The sequence below is a fragment of the Pseudomonas sp. NBRC 111138 genome (genome assembly GCF_001320835.1).
Taxonomy (GTDB): Bacteria; Pseudomonadota; Gammaproteobacteria; order Pseudomonadales; family Pseudomonadaceae; genus Aquipseudomonas; species Aquipseudomonas paracarnis.
Genome location: NZ_BCBO01000080.1, coordinates 76130 through 91413, shown reverse-complemented (window position 1 = coordinate 91413; position 15284 = coordinate 76130). Strand labels below are relative to the sequence as shown.

The 15284-nt window shown below is 61.4% G+C and carries 12 protein-coding genes; 5 read left to right on the top strand and 7 right to left on the bottom strand.

Going from position 1 to position 15284, the window contains the following annotated elements:
- Positions 1-5: 5 nt before the first annotated feature.
- Positions 6-572 (bottom strand): CsiV family protein, encoded by a 567-nt coding sequence (locus APH41_RS15310; RefSeq protein ID WP_054919950.1) that lies wholly within the window; start codon positions 570-572, stop codon positions 6-8.
- A gap of 10 nt (positions 573-582) precedes the next feature.
- A complete protein-coding gene (mfd, locus tag APH41_RS15305) occupies positions 583-4032 on the bottom strand; it encodes a transcription-repair coupling factor (RefSeq protein ID WP_054919946.1) in 3450 nt (1149 codons plus the stop codon).
- 340 nt (positions 4033-4372) lie between these two features.
- Between mfd and APH41_RS15300 the strand changes: the two genes are divergently transcribed.
- Complete coding sequence (locus APH41_RS15300) at positions 4373-5836, top strand: glyceraldehyde-3-phosphate dehydrogenase (RefSeq protein ID WP_032873405.1); 1464 nt, start codon at positions 4373-4375, stop codon at positions 5834-5836.
- A gap of 171 nt (positions 5837-6007) precedes the next feature.
- Here APH41_RS15300 and APH41_RS15295 read toward each other — a convergent pair whose 3' ends face one another.
- Positions 6008-6541 (bottom strand): chalcone isomerase family protein, encoded by a 534-nt coding sequence (locus APH41_RS15295; RefSeq protein WP_054899070.1) that lies wholly within the window; start codon positions 6539-6541, stop codon positions 6008-6010.
- Between the two features lie 214 nt (positions 6542-6755).
- On the opposite strand from APH41_RS15295, the gene sthA reads away from it, so the two are divergent.
- On the top strand, positions 6756-8150 hold the full coding sequence (gene sthA, locus APH41_RS15290) for a Si-specific NAD(P)(+) transhydrogenase (RefSeq protein WP_003189670.1): 1395 nt from the start codon (positions 6756-6758) through the stop codon (positions 8148-8150).
- A gap of 42 nt (positions 8151-8192) precedes the next feature.
- On the opposite strand, the gene APH41_RS15285 is transcribed toward sthA, so the two are convergent.
- Both APH41_RS15285 and APH41_RS15280 read right to left on the bottom strand, forming a co-directional pair.
- Positions 8193-8915, bottom strand: a complete 723-nt coding sequence (locus APH41_RS15285) for a glycerophosphodiester phosphodiesterase family protein (RefSeq protein ID WP_054919943.1) — start codon at positions 8913-8915, stop codon at positions 8193-8195.
- Positions 8916-8959: 44 nt separating this feature from the next.
- Positions 8960-9538 carry a PilZ domain-containing protein gene (locus tag APH41_RS15280; protein WP_054899069.1) on the bottom strand — a complete coding sequence of 193 codons (579 nt, stop codon included), beginning with the start codon at positions 9536-9538 and terminating at the stop codon, positions 8960-8962.
- 94 nt (positions 9539-9632) lie between these two features.
- Here APH41_RS15280 and APH41_RS15275 point away from each other — a divergent pair, with 94 nt between their 5' ends.
- From APH41_RS15275 to APH41_RS15265, 3 genes are read left to right on the top strand one after another with little or no spacing between them, the layout of a single operon-like run.
- Positions 9633-10883 (top strand): lipoprotein-releasing ABC transporter permease subunit, encoded by a 1251-nt coding sequence (locus APH41_RS15275; protein WP_034126653.1) that lies wholly within the window; start codon positions 9633-9635, stop codon positions 10881-10883.
- Between the two features lie 7 nt (positions 10884-10890).
- Positions 10891-11574 (top strand): lipoprotein-releasing ABC transporter ATP-binding protein LolD, encoded by a 684-nt coding sequence (gene lolD, locus APH41_RS15270; RefSeq protein WP_019818240.1) that lies wholly within the window; start codon positions 10891-10893, stop codon positions 11572-11574.
- Between the two features lie 60 nt (positions 11575-11634).
- Positions 11635-12879 carry a lipoprotein-releasing ABC transporter permease subunit gene (locus APH41_RS15265; protein ID WP_014717521.1) on the top strand — a complete coding sequence of 415 codons (1245 nt, stop codon included), beginning with the start codon at positions 11635-11637 and terminating at the stop codon, positions 12877-12879.
- A gap of 128 nt (positions 12880-13007) precedes the next feature.
- Here APH41_RS15265 and APH41_RS15260 read toward each other — a convergent pair whose 3' ends face one another.
- A complete protein-coding gene (locus tag APH41_RS15260; RefSeq protein ID WP_054919941.1) occupies positions 13008-14357 on the bottom strand; it encodes a heavy metal sensor histidine kinase in 1350 nt (449 codons plus the stop codon).
- Positions 14354-15034: a heavy metal response regulator transcription factor gene (locus APH41_RS15255; RefSeq protein ID WP_054919938.1), complete on the bottom strand. Its 681-nt coding sequence runs from the start codon at positions 15032-15034 to the stop codon at positions 14354-14356. The genes APH41_RS15260 and APH41_RS15255 overlap by 4 nt, the downstream gene beginning before the upstream one ends.
- Between the last annotated feature and the right edge of the window lie 250 nt (positions 15035-15284).

Genomic DNA, 15284 nt, shown 5'->3' with positions numbered 1-15284 from the left:
CGCAATCAGTCCTGAAGGTCGGGCGGTGGTGCGCTGGGTGGCTTGGCGGTCAGCGAGGTGATCTTGATCAGCAGCGCCAGGTGGCCGCCGTCCAGGTAGTTGAGCTGGTTGTTCTTGGTGCGCACGTCTTTCTGGCTCAAGTGTTCGCTGGCGATCACGCTGCCGTTGTCGTCGAACTGGTTGATCCAGAAATCCGCGTCGATATCGGTAAAGCGCCCCAGTTGCAGGCTCAACACCCCTTCGATAGGGAACTGGCCGAACTGCTCCTGACCGTCGGTGATCGCCACCTTCACCGCTTGCTCGCCCAGGTTCTGTTCCCAGGCCTTGTGGGCGAGCACCGTGTAGTTGGTGTCGGCGTGCAGCTTGTCGACGATATTGCCCAGGCGCGGCGGGCTCATCCGCTCACCCAGGCGCGGCGCTCCGGCATCCCAGTCTTCCGGGGCGGCGCGGCTGCTGATCACCGGTTCTGCATTCTGGCGCACCAGGATCATTTCCACCTGATACAGGCTGTCGGCAAAGGCCGAAGGTGCGAGTACCACCAACAACAGGCTCAAAATGCGGAACACGCGCATGGGGGCGTCCTTAAACGGATTTCGGAATGAGGCGTTCAAACAGCGCCTCCAAGGTGTTGAAGCGTTCTTCGGCACGTTCCATCGGCACCATGAACTTGAACAGCGTAGCCCCTTCGAACTTGTAGCGGTTGGGCTGGCCCTGGATCAGCTTGATCAGCACCAACGGGTCGACCGGTGTCTGCGCTTCGAATTCGATACGCCCGCCTTGCGGCCCGGCGTCGACTTTCTTGATGCCCAACTGCTCGGCCTGCAACTTGAGCAGGGTCAGGCGCACCAGGTTCTTGGTCGGTTCCGGCAGCAGGCCGAAACGGTCGATCATCTCTACCTGCAAGTCCTTGAGGCCTTCTTCGTCGGCCGCCGAGGCGATGCGCTTGTACAGGATCAACCGTGCATGCACATCCGGCAGGTAGTCTTCGGGAATCAGCGCCGGCAAGCGCAGGTTGATTTCCGGGCCGCCGCCCAAGGGTTGGTCGAGGTTCGGTTGTTCGCCTTTGCGGATGGCTTTTACCGCGCGTTCAAGCATCTCCATATACAGCGTGAAACCCACCGCCTGGATCTGCCCGCTCTGGCCGTCGCCGAGCAACTCACCGGCACCCCGGATTTCCAGGTCATTGGTAGCCAATACAAAGCCAGCCCCGAGGTCCTGGGTATTGGCGATCGCTTCCAGGCGTTTTTCCGCATCGGAAGTGATCTGCTGGCGCGGCGGTGTGAGCAGGTAGGCATAGGCCTGGTGGTGACTGCGCCCGACGCGACCGCGCAATTGGTGCAGCTGCGCCAGGCCGAACTTGTCGGCACGCTCGATGATGATGGTGTTGGCGCTCGGCACGTCGATGCCGGTCTCGATGATGGTCGAGGCGATCAGCACGTTGAAGCGCTTGTGGTAAAAGTCGCTCATCACCTGTTCGAGTTCGCGCTCGCGCATCTGGCCGTGGCCAATGGCGATACGGGCTTCCGGCACCAGCTCGGCGAGGTCGGCGGCGCATTTCTCGATGGTTTTCACATCGTTGTGCAGGTAATACACCTGGCCGCCGCGCAGCAGTTCGCGCAGCAGGGCTTCCTTGACCGTGCTCTTGTTCTGCTCCATCACGAAGGTGCGCACCGACAAACGACGCGCCGGTGGCGTGGCGATGATCGACAGGTCGCGCATACCCGACACCGCCATGTTCAGCGTGCGCGGAATTGGCGTGGCGGTGAGGGTGAGGATGTCGACTTCACTGCGCAGGGCCTTGAGCTGTTCTTTCTGGCGCACACCAAAGCGGTGTTCTTCGTCGATGATGACCAGGCCCAGGTTCTTGATCTTCACATCGTCCGACAGCAGCTTGTGCGTACCGATGACGATGTCGATCTTGCCCTCGGCCAGATCGGCCACGGCGGCATTCACTTCCTTGGCGGACTTGAAGCGGCTCATCACCTCCACGGTCACCGGCCAGTCGGCAAAGCGGTCGCGGAAGCTGTTGTAGTGCTGCTGGGCGAGCAGGGTGGTTGGCACCAGGATCGCCACCTGGCGACCGCCGTGCACCGCAATAAAGGCTGCACGCATGGCCACTTCGGTCTTGCCGAAGCCCACGTCGCCACACACCAGGCGGTCCATCGGCTTGGGCGCGAGCATGTCGGCGCGCACCGCTTCGATGGTGGTTTGCTGGTCCGGGGTTTCTTCGAAGGCGAAGCCGGCGCTGAAAGTGGCGTAGTCGGCTTTCGGGTCGGCGAAGGCATAACCTTCGCGGGCAGCACGGCGGGCATAGATGTCGAGCAGTTCGGCGGCCACGTCGCGCACCTGTTCGGCGGCCTTGCGCTTGGCTTTCTGCCAGGTCTCCGAGCCCAGTCGGTGCAACGGCGCCAAGGCGTCGTCGCTGCCGGTGTAGCGGGCGATCAGGTGCAGGTTGGCCACCGGCACGTAGAGCTTGGCGCCCTCGGCGTATTCCATGGTGAGGAATTCGGCGGCCTGGTTGTCGATCTCCAGGGTCTGCAGGCCCAGGTAGCGGCCCACGCCATGGTCGATATGCACCACCGGCGCGCCTTCGCGCAGCTCAGTGAGGTTCTTGATCACCGCGTCGTTGTTGGCGTCTGCGCGTTTTTCCCGGCGACGGCGTTGCATCACGCGCTGACCGAACAGCGGGCTTTCGGCGATCAAGGCCAGCGACGGGTCATCCAGCCGCAGCCCTTCGTCCAGCGGCGCGATGGTGATCGCCAGGCGCTCTTTGCTGGCGACAAAGTCAGGCCAGCTGTCAACGGTTTTCGGCCGCAGCTTCAGGCGTTCCAACAGCTCCAGCAGCACTTCGCGACGCCCGGCGGATTCGGCGGTGAACAGCACGCGGCCCGGGAAGTCACCGAGGAAGTTAGACAGCGCCTCCAGCGGTTGCGTGGCTTTGGCCTGGATCGCCAGATCGGGCAACGCGCTCGCCGGGAAACGCTCGCGGCCGCTGCCGGCGTCCACGTCCTGCTGGCTGGCGACCACACGCGGCCAGTTTTTCAGGCGCGCGAAGCAGTCTTCAACTGGCAGGAACAGTTCAGCGGGCGGCAGTAAAGGCCGTGATGGATCGACGCGGCGTTCTTCGTAGCGGTTGCGCACATCGTTCCAGAAGTTTTCCGCCGCCTGTTCGATACCCGGCAGCGAGAACACCTGGGTGTCCTGGGGCAGGTAGTCGAAGAGGGTGGAGGTTTCGTCGAAGAACAACGGCAGGTAGTACTCGATACCGGCAGGTGTAATCCCGCTGCTCAAGTCCTGGAAGATCGGGCAGCGACGGAAGTCGACATCGAAGCGCTCACGAAAGCGCGCCTTGAAGCGTGTTACCGCGTCTTTTTGCAACGGGAATTCCCGCGCCGGCAGCAGCTTGATCGAGTCGACCTTGTCGATGGAACGCTGGTTCTCCGGATCGAAGGTGCGCAGCGTCTCGATCTCGTCATCGAACAGGTCGATGCGGTACGGCAACTTGCTGCCCATCGGGAACAGGTCGATCAAAGCGCCGCGCACCGCGAACTCACCGTGCTCGTACACCGTGTCGACGCAGCGGTAGCCGCTGGCTTCCAGGCGCGTGCGCATCTGCTCGACGTCGAGCTTCTGGCCCACGTCCAGCACCAGGCTGCTGCCGAGCAGGAACTTGGTCGGTGCCAGGCGGTGCAGGGCGGTGGTGATCGGCACCACCAGCACGCCGTGGGCCAGTTCCGGCAAGCGGTACAGGCTGGCGATGCGCTGGGAGATGATGTCCTGGTGCGGCGAGAACAGGTCGTAGGGCAGGGTTTCCCAGTCGGGAAAATGCAGCACCGGCAAATCCGGGGCGAAGAAGCTCAGCTCCTGCTCCAACCGTTCGGCACTTTGGCTGTCGGCGGTGAGCAGCAGGGTAAAGCGCTTGGCTGCGCTGGCAGCCTCGGCAATGGCCAGGCTCAGGGCGGCACCGGGCAGGTTGCCCCAGTGCTGTTTACCTGCCGCGGCAGGGAGTAGCGGTAGACGCAGAACGGGCACGGAAGGTTGAGCTCCAAGCGTTGCGACAAAGTCGGTAATTGTAACGGCCCCAGGTGCCGCCTGTCAGTTGCTGACTGTGCCTATTACGGTTTGCAGGAAATGTAGTGGCTAAGACAAACAATGGCGGGTTTTGACTCAATATGTAGTGCCAAAAAGCGCGAATGTTTAGGAGAGTTACGGACAAGTCGGCCTGCTCGCCAAACTAGTGGCCTTCTGGAACCCGCGTGTTTCCTGGGCTGTAGCGCGGTGGTATTTTTTTGCAAGGGCTTTTTGTTGCCCTTCGCGCATTGCTCAACGCTCAGTCGGGCGACATAATGTAGCCCCTTTTTTCTGCCCCTACATGTGGAAGGTTCCCGTGACTCAGAAGCCCGACCAGTGTCTTGGTGAATGGATCGACCGTGAAGCACTCGCTGAAGCGATGATTCCGCTTATCGGTCAGCTGTACCGCAATAACAATGTGGTGAGCTCGATCTATGGCCGCAGCCTGATCAACCAGTCTGTCATCGCGATTCTCAAAGCGCACCGCTTTGCACGCCATCGCTCCGCCGACGACAGCGAACTCTCCGTCCACGAAACATTCCCACTGCTCAAAGCCATGAGCGAGCTCAAGCTCGGCGCGGCTTCGGTAGACCTGGGCAAGTTGGCCTACAAATTCCGTAAAGAAGGTGCCGGCCGCACTGCCGAGCAGTTCGTACGTGAAGAAATGGCCGATGTGGTTGGCCAGCAAAACGCTGCCGCCCGCAAAGGCACCGATGTGGTGTTGTACGGCTTTGGCCGTATCGGCCGCCTGCTGGCGCGCATCCTGATCGAGAAAACCGGTGGTGGCGACGGCCTGCGCCTGCGTGCCATCGTGGTGCGCAAAGGCGCCGAGAACGACCTGACCAAGCGCGCCAGCCTGCTGCGTCGCGATTCGGTACACGGCTCGTTCAATGGCACCATCACCATTGACGAAGAAAACAACACCATCACCGCCAACGGTAACCTGATCCAGGTGATCTACGCGAAGAACCCGACTGAGGTGGATTACACCCAGTACGGCATCCAGAACGCCTTGCTGGTGGACAACACTGGCGTATGGCGTGATGCCGAGGGCCTGGGCCAGCACCTGGCTTGCCCGGGTGTCGACCGCGTTGTGCTGACCGCGCCTGGCAAGGGCAAGCTCAAGAACATCGTGCACGGCATCAACCACGCTGAAATCACCGCTGACGACAAGATCGTGTCCGCCGCTTCCTGCACCACCAACGCCATCGTGCCGGTGCTCAAGGCTGTGAATGACAAGTTCGGCATCGTTAACGGCCACGTTGAAACCGTTCACTCGTACACCAACGACCAGAACCTGATCGACAACTTCCACAAAGGCGATCGCCGTGGCCGTAGCGCCGCGTTGAACATGGTGATCACCGAGACCGGTGCTGCCACTGCCGCTGCCAAGGCTCTGCCTGAGCTGGCCGGCAAGCTGACCGGTAACGCGATCCGCGTACCGACGCCGAACGTTTCGATGGCCATTCTCAACCTCAACCTTGAGAAAGCCGCCACCCGCGAAGAGATGAACGAGTACCTGCGCTACATGGCGCTGCACTCCGACCTGCATAAGCAGATCGACTTCGTCAATTCCCAGGAAGTGGTCTCCACCGACTTCGTTGGCTCGCGCCATGCTGGTGTGGTGGACGCGGAAGCGACCATCACCCAGGACAACCGTGTTGTGCTGTACGTGTGGTACGACAACGAGTTCGGCTACAGCTGCCAAGTGGTTCGCGTGATGGAAGACATGGCTGGGGTCAACCCGCCTGCGTTTCCGCGCTAAGCCTTTGCGCTGAATGAAGAAGCCCCGACTGGTTCGGGGCTTTTTTATGGCCGTGGGTTTTGTGGTGTCTGGGAGGGCCTTATCGCAGGCAAGCCAGCTCCCACAGTTGAACTGCATTTACCTGTGGGAGCTGGCTTGCCTGCGATGACGATGGAACCGTCCACGCCGCCATCACTTGAATAGCGTGTTGCGCAAACTGTCCGACAGCCCTTTGGGCGCCAGCCAGATACCCAGGTAGGCCTTCGCTAATTCAGCGTCCGGGCTGCTGAACACCACCTGCCCATTAATCTCCAGATTCAACCCGCGCCCCGGACGAAAATCCAGGGCGTAGCGATCACCGCTGCGAATATCCCGAAAGCGCGCGTGCAGCTTGGCTATCTCTGGGTTCAACCCGGCATTGGCTTGCTGGCGCTCCAAGGTGACGGTGGCCGCCTTGATCACATCATCGCGGTCAATGTCGCGAAAGTAATACAGCGCCAGGCGCACAGCCTTCTGCTGGTCCCAGGCCTGCTTTGCCGGCAGGTCAGCGGGTGCATACAGCGCGGCGGCATACACCTCCGCCCAGAGATAGTTGAACACCGCCTGGTTTTTCAGGGCCAGCCCCTCGACCTGTGCGGGGAAGCTTGCCTGCTTGAGCCGCTGTGCGTCGTTGGCGTGCGCCGTGAGCGACACCATCAGCATCAAACAGAAAAATAGTTGTCGCATAATGGCTCATCCTGAATTCGGCGCTGATGTGCGTCCTGTAGTATGGCAACACTGGCCTACGACGCGACCAAGGGTTAATGTTCGCGGCGCTCGGCCTTCTATAGACTGTGCCCCGGTTCACACACTTGAGCCAAATTGTCCTTCATGCTCGCTGGCCGCGGCATGATTTAGCCCGGCGTCCAATCGTACGCCTGGCCTGTTCTGAGGAGTACGCATGGCTGTCTACAACTACGACGTGGTGGTACTGGGTTCCGGCCCAGCTGGAGAAGGTGCGGCGATGAACGCTGCCAAAGCAGGGCGCAAGGTGGCGATGGTTGATAGCCGTCGCCAGGTCGGCGGTAACTGCACCCACCTGGGTACCATCCCGTCCAAGGCGTTGCGTCACTCGGTACGGCAGATCATGCAGTTCAATACCAACCCGATGTTCCGGGCCATTGGTGAGCCGCGCTGGTTCTCGTTCCCGGACGTACTGAAAAGCGCTGAAAAAGTCATCTCCAAGCAAGTCGCCTCGCGTACCGGCTACTACGCCCGTAACCGCGTCGACCTGTTCTTCGGCACCGGCAGTTTTGCCGATGAGCAAACCGTCGAAGTGGTCTGCGCCAATGGCGTGGTCGAGAAACTGGTGGCCAAGCACATCATCATCGCCACCGGTTCGCGCCCGTATCGCCCGGCGGACATCGATTTCCACCACCCGCGTATCTACGATAGCGATACCATCCTGAGCCTGGGCCATACCCCGCGCAAACTGATCATCTACGGCGCCGGCGTGATCGGCTGTGAATACGCCTCGATCTTCAGTGGCCTGGGTGTACTGGTCGAGCTGGTGGACAACCGCGACCAGTTGCTCAGCTTCCTCGACTCGGAAATCTCCCAGGCGTTGAGCTACCACTTCAGCAACAACAACATCACCGTGCGCCACAACGAAGAGTACGAGCGGGTCGAAGGCCTGGACAATGGGGTGATCCTGCACCTCAAGTCCGGCAAGAAGATCAAGGCCGACGCCTTGCTGTGGTGCAACGGCCGTACCGGCAACACCGACAAGCTGGGCATGGAAAACATCGGGGTCAAGGTCAACAGCCGTGGCCAGATCGAAGTGGATGAGAACTACCGCACCTGCGTGCCGAACATCTACGGCGCCGGTGACGTGATCGGCTGGCCAAGCCTGGCCAGTGCCGCCCATGACCAGGGCCGCTCGGCCGCTGGCAGCATTGTCGACAATGGCAGCTGGCGCTACGTGAACGACGTGCCGACCGGGATCTACACGATTCCCGAGATCAGCTCGATCGGCAAGAACGAGCACGAACTGACCAAGGCCAAGGTGCCTTACGAAGTGGGCAAGGCGTTCTTCAAGAGCATGGCGCGTGCGCAGATTGCCGGTGAGCCGCAAGGCATGCTGAAAATCCTGTTCCACCGCGAAACCCTGGAAGTACTCGGCGTGCATTGCTTCGGCTACCAGGCCTCGGAGATCGTGCACATCGGCCAGGCGATCATGAACCAGCCAGGTGAGCAAAATACCCTCAAGTATTTCGTCAACACCACCTTCAACTACCCGACCATGGCCGAAGCCTATCGGGTAGCGGCCTACGACGGCCTCAACCGGCTTTTTTGAGCGGCTCCGGCCGGTGGCCTGAGCCGGCCGGGGAGACCGATTTCAGTAATTCCCGAGAGTGGCAGTGGCCAAACCGGGAAAGTCTGTAATCAGGCTATCTACGCCGAAGTCGGCGAGCCTGCGCATCAGCGCAGGTTCGTTGACTGTCCACACGGACACATGCAAGCCCTGGCGCTGGGCTTTTTCCAGCCGCTCGGGGGTGCACAGCGTCCAGTTCAATGCCAAATACTCACAGCCGTAGTTCTGCGCGACCTTCAGCGGGTCGAGCCAGGCATATTCGGCGACCAGCCCGCGTGACAGGTCCGGGGTGAGTTCCACGGCGGCCTTGAGCACTTCCCGCGAGCTTGACGTGACCGTGACCTTGTCCATCAAGCCAAAGCGCACAGCCATTTCGCGAATCGCCAGCACAGTGGTTGCGGCACGGGTGCGCGAGGCGCTTTTGACTTCCAGTTGCCAGTGATCGAAGTCGCACTGTTCGAACAACTCCTCCAGGCGTGGAATCGGGCAGGGGCTTACCCAGCCTGGGCCGCCTTTGCGCGCGTCCATCTTGACCAAATCAGCCGCCGAGTACTCGACGACCTTGCCGCGCCGGTCGGTGGTGCGCTTGAGGGTCGGGTCGTGGATGACCATCAACTCGCCGTCCATGGACAGGTGCAAGTCCAGTTCGCAACGACGTACGCCGTGTTTGAGACATTCCTGAAAACTGGTCAGGGTATTTTCCGGTGCTTCGCCTTTGGCACCGCGGTGGCCGTAAATCAGGGTCACAGTTGCTCCTTTGCGCCAGGATGGCTGGCGTCGTGAATACGCATTCAGAGGTCTTCGCTTTGTTCTCGCGCCAGGCGGCGTTCCTGGGCCTGTTTCTGCAGGATATAGCGCGCCAGCAGTTGGCGTTGGGCGTCGGTCATGGACTCGAACTCCGTGCCCACATCAAAGCCGTCGCCCTTGGGGTCGCAATGGGTCACCCGCGCGCGCAGCAACAGGCCGAGCGCCTGGGGCATCAGCACCAGCTTGACCGCCAGGTGAGTGTCGGCGGCCAGCGGTGTCGGGTGCTGGAAGTCGATGCCGCCCTCGGAGAGGATCACCGGTTGCGGCGCACCCACCTCGTTCAGCAAACCGCGAGCCATGACCTGGCTGAGCAGATCCAGGCGTTTGTTCTGCACTTTGAGGAAGGCCGCCAGGCTGCGGTCTTTCTCGCTGATCTGGCGCAGCAGGTGCTGGGCTTCGAATTCGCTCAAGTGCAGCTCGCTGAGCAGATTGAACAGCGGTGAATCATCCAGCAACACTTCCTTGCTCGCCGCGTCGGGGCCCGACAGGGGTTTGATTTGAAGTGCGATCATGTCGTCGATACGGTAGTATTCGCGGCGCTCTTCTTCATCTAATGTCGACATGGCGAACCCCAGGTAACGGTAATGGTCTGAGTGTAAAGCTGCTGACCAGACCCCGCCACCGGGACGTCTTCTTTTCCTCCGAACAAGCCCCGACATGTTCAGACCTCTCTTCGTATTTATCGGCACGCGTTATACCCGTGCAAAGCGTCGCAATCATTTTGTGTCGTTCATTTCCTTGACCTCGATGATCGGTCTCGCCCTGGGCGTGGTCGTGATGATCGTGGTGCTGTCGGTGATGAATGGCTTCGATCATGAGATGCGCACCCGCGTGCTGGGCATGGTGCCCCACGCGACCATCGAGGGCGATGCGCCCATCAACGACTGGCAAAGCCTGGCCGCCAAGGTCCAGCAGAACCCCAAGGTGGTGGCGGTAGCGCCGTTTACCCAGATGCAGGGGTTGCTGACCAATGACGGCAAAGTGCAGAAGATCCTGCTCAACGGCATCGACCCGGCCCAGGAGCGCAACGTCTCGATCATCGACAAGTTCATGCTGCAAGGTAAGCTCGACGAGCTGTCGCCGGGCAGCTTTGGCATCGTCATCGGTGACAAGGCCGCGGCCAAGCTGGGCGTGGGGGTTGGCGACAAGCTGACCTTCGTCGCCCCGGAAGTCACCGTGACCCCGGCCGGCATGTTCCCGCGCATGAAGCGCTTTACCGTGGTGGGCACTTTCCACGTCGGCGCTGGTGAGATCGACGGTTACATCGGCCTGACCAACCTCACTGACCTGGCCCGCCTGCATCGCTGGCAGCCCGACCAGGTGCAGGGCCTGCGCCTGAAATTCAACGACCTGTTCGATGCGCCGCGCGGTGCCTGGGAAATTGCCCAGCACCTGGGTGAGACCGAGTACTACGCCCGCGACTGGACCCGCACCCACGGCAACCTGTATCAGGCCATCCGCATGGAAAAAGCCATGATCGGCCTGTTGTTGTTGCTGATCGTCGCCGTGGCGGCCTTCAACATTATCTCCACGCTGGTGATGGTGGTGAACGACAAGAAGGGCGACATCGCCATTCTGCGTACGTTGGGCGCCACGCCGGGGCAGATCATGGCGATCTTCATGGTGCAGGGCACCGTGATCGGCGTGGTTGGCACCTTGATCGGCACGGCGGTGGGCATTTTGGCCGCGCTGAACGTCAGCGCCGCCATCGCCCTGCTTGAAAAGGTGATCGGCCACAAGTTTCTCAACGCCGACGTCTACTTCATCGATTACTTGCCGTCCCAGGTGCAAACCCAGGACGTGCTGATGGTGGGCGGCGCTGCGTTGGTCCTGAGCTTCCTTGCCACCCTGTATCCAGCCTGGCGCGCGGCACGTACCCAGCCAGCACAGGCATTACGTTATGAGTGAATCGGGCATGAGTGAAAAAGCAATCCTGAGCTGCCGCAACCTGGGCAAATCCTACGAGGAAGGCCCGGAGTCGGTGGTGGTGCTGTCCAACCTGCAGCTTGAACTGCACCCTGGCGAGCGTGTGGCGATCGTCGGCAGTTCCGGTTCCGGCAAGAGTACCTTGCTCAACCTGTTGGGCGGCCTCGACACGCCGTCCCAGGGCAGCGTATGGCTGGCCGGTGAAGAACTCTCGGCCTTGAATGAAAAGGCCCGCGGCCAACTGCGCAACCGCTCGTTGGGCTTTGTGTACCAGTTCCACCACTTGCTGCCGGAATTCACCGCCCTGGAAAACGTGTGCATGCCGCTGTTGATTGGCAAGACCGCGATTCCTGAAGCGCGTCAGCGTGCCACGGCCTTGCTCGAGCGCGTCGGCCTCGGCCACCGCCTGGAGCACAAGCCAGCGGAGTTGTCCGGTGGTGAGCGCCAGCGCGTGGCGATTGCCCGTGCCCTGGTGAACAACCCCGGCCTGGTGATGCTCGACGAGCCGACCGGCAACCTCGACTCCCACACCGCCCAGGGCATCAAGGACTTGATGCTGGAACTGAGCACCCAGATGCGCACCGCGTTCCTGGTGGTGACCCATGACATGAGCATGGCCCGGCAGATGGACCGCGTACTGCATTTGCAGGAAGGTCATCTGGTCGCTATCTGACCTGTTGCAAGCCCGGTTTTTTGAGGTCGGGCTTTTTCATTTTTCCAACGGTGCCCGCGAATGTTCAGACCGTTATCGATTTTTATCGGCACGCGCTATACCCGCGCCAAGCGCCGCAACCGTTTTGTCTCGTTTATCTCGATGACCTCGATGATCGGCCTCGCCCTGGGCGTATTGGCGATGATCGTAGTGCTTTCGGTGATGAACGGCTTTCAGCGTGAAATGAGCTCACGCATCCTCGGCATGGTGCCCCACGCCACCATCGTCGGCGTAAAGCCGATTGATGATTGGCAGCCGGTGGCCGCGGCCGCGATGAAGAATCCGCAAGTCACCGCCGCTGTGCCCTTCACCCAGATGGATGGCATGTTTTCCTATAAGGGCGCGATGCAGCCCATCGAGATCAGCGGCGTCGACCCGGCTCAGGAAGGCAAGGTGTCGATCGTGGCCCAGCACATCGTGCGCGGCAAACTCGACGACCTCAAGCCCGGCGAGTTCGGGGTGGTGGTCGGTGATATCACTGCACGGCGTTTTCGCCTGAACGTGGGCGACAAACTGACCCTGATCGTGCCGGAACTCAGCAGCGCCCCGGGCGGTATCACCCCGCGCATGCAGCGCCTGAATGTGGTGGGCATCTTCAAGGTCGGCGCCGAACTGGATGGCTCCATGGCCCTGATCCACATGGCCGACGCCGCTGAAATCCAGCATTGGCAGCCCAACCAGGTGCAAAGCGTGCGCCTGGCGGTGAAGGACCTGTATGCAGCGCCCAAAGTCTCGGCAGATATCGCCGCCAGCCTGGGCGCGGCTTATAAGCCGGATGACTGGACCCACACCCAGGGCAGCCTGTTCAGCGCGATGAAAATGGAAAAGACCATGATCGGCCTGCTGTTGCTGATGATCGTCGCCGTGGCCGCGTTCAACATCATCGCCACCTTGATCATGGTGGTGAACGACAAGGGCGCGGACATCGCCATCCTGCGTACCATCGGCGCTACACCTCGGCAGATCATGGCGATCTTCATGGTGCAGGGCACCGTGATTGGCGTGGTCGGCACCTTGATCGGCGGCGTGCTGGGGGTGATTGCGGCGCTGAACGTGAGTGAGCTGGTGGGCTGGCTGGAGCGGGTGAGCGGGCAGCATATCTTCAGTTCGGATGTGTATTTTGTCAGCAACCTGCCTTCGGAGCTGCAAGGTGGGGATGTGTTGCTGATTTGCTCGGCGGGGTTTGTGTTGAGCTTCTTGGCGACGATTTACCCGGCGTATCGGGCGGCGAAGATTGAGCCGGCGCACGCCCTCAGGTATTCGTAACCTGCTCGTTCCCACGCTCCGCGTGGGAATGCCTCACCGGACGCTCCGCGTTCGCTGTTGGGACGCAGAGCGTCCCGGAATGCGTTCCCACGCGGAGCGTGGGAACGATCAGCAAAGCGTGGGAACGATCAGCAGTCGCCCTTGGGCAACTCAATCACAAACCTTGTCCAGCCCGCCTGCGACTCACAATAAATCCTCCCGCCATGCGCGCGTACAATCGACTGGGTAATCGCCAACCCCAGCCCCGCATGTTCACTGCTGCCTGCTCGCCTCGACGGGTCGGCTCGGTAGAACCGGTCAAACAGCCTCGGCAGTAACGACGCAGGAATGCCTTCCCCGCTGTTCTCAACCGTCAGTGTCACGCCACTCTCGATCCGCACCCGCACTTCACCGCCCGGTGGGGTAAACCGCAGCGCGTTATCCAGCAGATTCGACAAGGCCCGGCGCAACATACCGCGATCGCCCATCGTCTGGGCGGTGCCTTCGCGCACCAGCGTCACCTGTGCGTCCTCCGCCAGCAGGGTAAAGAACTCCAACAGTGCGTCGACCTCATCGCCCAAATCCAGAGCTTCTCGGCTGGGCATCAGCAAGCCGTGGTCAGCTTTGGCCAGGTACAGCATGTCGTTGACCAGTTGCGCCATCCATTGCAGCTCTTCCAGATTGCTGTGCAGCGCCTCGCGGTAATCCTCCAGCGGGCGCGGTTGGGTGAGGATGACTTGGGTCTGGGTCAACAGGTTGGACAGCGGTGTGCGCAGTTCGTGGGCGATATCTGCGCTGAAGGCAGACAGGCGCTGGAACGCGTCATCCAGGCGCGCCAGCATGGCGTTGACGGCTTGGGCCAGTTCCGCGAGCTCCACCGGCATTTGTTCTTGAGGTAAGCGTTGCGTGAGGGAGTGGGCGGAGACGCTGGCGGCCACTTCGCCCATGCGCCGCAGCGGTCGCAAGCCACTGCGCGCAGCCCAGGCGCCGAGCAGGGCAGTGGCCAGGGCCGAGAGGCCGACGGTCAGCCAGATCAAGCGTTGCATGCGTTGCAGAAAGTGCTGGTGGTGGGTGATGTCGAGGATCAGGGTCAGTTGTGGCGAATCCAGTTGGCTGGGCGTCAAGGGCGCGATGAATACGCGATAGTCGGTGCCTGCGTATTGCAGGCTGTGCAGGCCGGGTGCTTGGGGCAAGGGAAGGTGTGGCGCGCCGTCCAGCCAACGTTGACCCGCCCCGGTGATGCGCAAGGTGAGGTCGGGCTGGTGATCGAGTTCGGCGCGCAGTTGAGGGGTTCGCCGGGCGAGGTCTTCCGGTGAGGCGACACCTTGCAAGGTGCTGCGCAGGGCTACCAGTTTGCTTTCGAGCTGTTGCTGGTCCAGCTCCATGAAGTGCGCCTCGCTGGCCCGGTTGAACAACACTCCGGCGATCAACGAGACCACCGCCGTGCAGGCGGCAAACAGCAGCGCCAGGCGGCTGGTCAGGGACAGGCGCTTGATCACGTGAACCGTTCCTCCAGCACGTAACCCATGCCGCGCACGGTGTGGATCAGCTTATTGGGGAAATTGTCGTCGACTTTCAGGCGCAGGCGGCGAATGGCGACTTCGATGATGTTGGTGTCGCTGTCGAAATTCATGTCCCACACCTGGGAGGCGATCAGCGTCTTGGGCAGCACTTCGCCCTGGCGGCGTAGCAGCAGCTCCAGCAGGGCGAACTCCTTGGCGGTGAGGTCGATGCGCTGGCCGCTGCGCTCGACGCGGCGGCGGATCAAGTCCAGGCTCAGGTCGGCCAGTTGCAGCGTGGTCTCCTGCGGCGTGCTGCTGCCACGGCGCAACAAGGTGCGCACCCGCGCCAGCAGTTCGGAAAAGGCGAAGGGCTTGACCAGGTAATCGTCGGCGCCCAGCTCCAGGCCATGTACTCGGTCTTCTACGGCATCGCGAGCGGTGAGGAACAGCACCGGGATGTCCAGGCCGGCACTGCGCACCGCCTGCAGGATTTGCCAGCCATCGCGGCCGGGCAGCATCACATCGAGGATCAATAAGTCATAGTCGCCCGTCAGCGCCAATTGCTGGCCACTGGTGCCGTCGGCCACCAGTTCGGTGGTAAAGCCCGCTTCGGCCAGGCCCTGGCGCAGGTAATGACCGGTTTTGGGTTGGTCTTCGACGATCAGCAGTTTCATATCGGGCTCTTGATAGGGGCTATGTAGGAGCGAGCGTGCTCGCGAAAAACGCCAACGGTAACGCGGGCTGTCAGGCTTGACGCGTTGTGCTTAAGCCCTTCGCGAGCAAGCTCGCTCCTACAAAAAAACATTGGGCTTTATACCGTGCTCGTCAGGGGATGGGCGCAAGCTGACAAAGTTGTAATCTAGCAGTCAGCTGGCTGGCAGCGAGGCCATCTTAAAGTGTTGCCCAAGCTGGATACCTATTTTG

Excerpts from the sequence above, each read along its gene's own strand:
- lolD (WP_019818240.1), top strand. The coding sequence starts at position 10,891 with ATGAGTGAAAAAGCAATCCTGAGCTGCCGCAACCTGGGCAAATCCTAC.
- APH41_RS15275 (WP_034126653.1), top strand. The coding sequence starts at position 9,633 with ATGTTCAGACCTCTCTTCGTATTTATCGGCACGCGTTATACCCGTGCA.
- APH41_RS15300 (WP_032873405.1), top strand. The coding sequence starts at position 4,373 with ATGTGGAAGGTTCCCGTGACTCAGAAGCCCGACCAGTGTCTTGGTGAA.
- APH41_RS15310 (WP_054919950.1), bottom strand. The coding sequence starts at position 572 with ATGCGCGTGTTCCGCATTTTGAGCCTGTTGTTGGTGGTACTCGCACCT.
- sthA (WP_003189670.1), top strand. The coding sequence starts at position 6,756 with ATGGCTGTCTACAACTACGACGTGGTGGTACTGGGTTCCGGCCCAGCT.
- APH41_RS15255 (WP_054919938.1), bottom strand. The coding sequence starts at position 15,034 with ATGAAACTGCTGATCGTCGAAGACCAACCCAAAACCGGTCATTACCTG.
- APH41_RS15295 (WP_054899070.1), bottom strand. The coding sequence starts at position 6,541 with ATGCGACAACTATTTTTCTGTTTGATGCTGATGGTGTCGCTCACGGCG.
- APH41_RS15265 (WP_014717521.1), top strand. The coding sequence starts at position 11,635 with ATGTTCAGACCGTTATCGATTTTTATCGGCACGCGCTATACCCGCGCC.
- APH41_RS15280 (WP_054899069.1), bottom strand. The coding sequence starts at position 9,538 with ATGTCGACATTAGATGAAGAAGAGCGCCGCGAATACTACCGTATCGAC.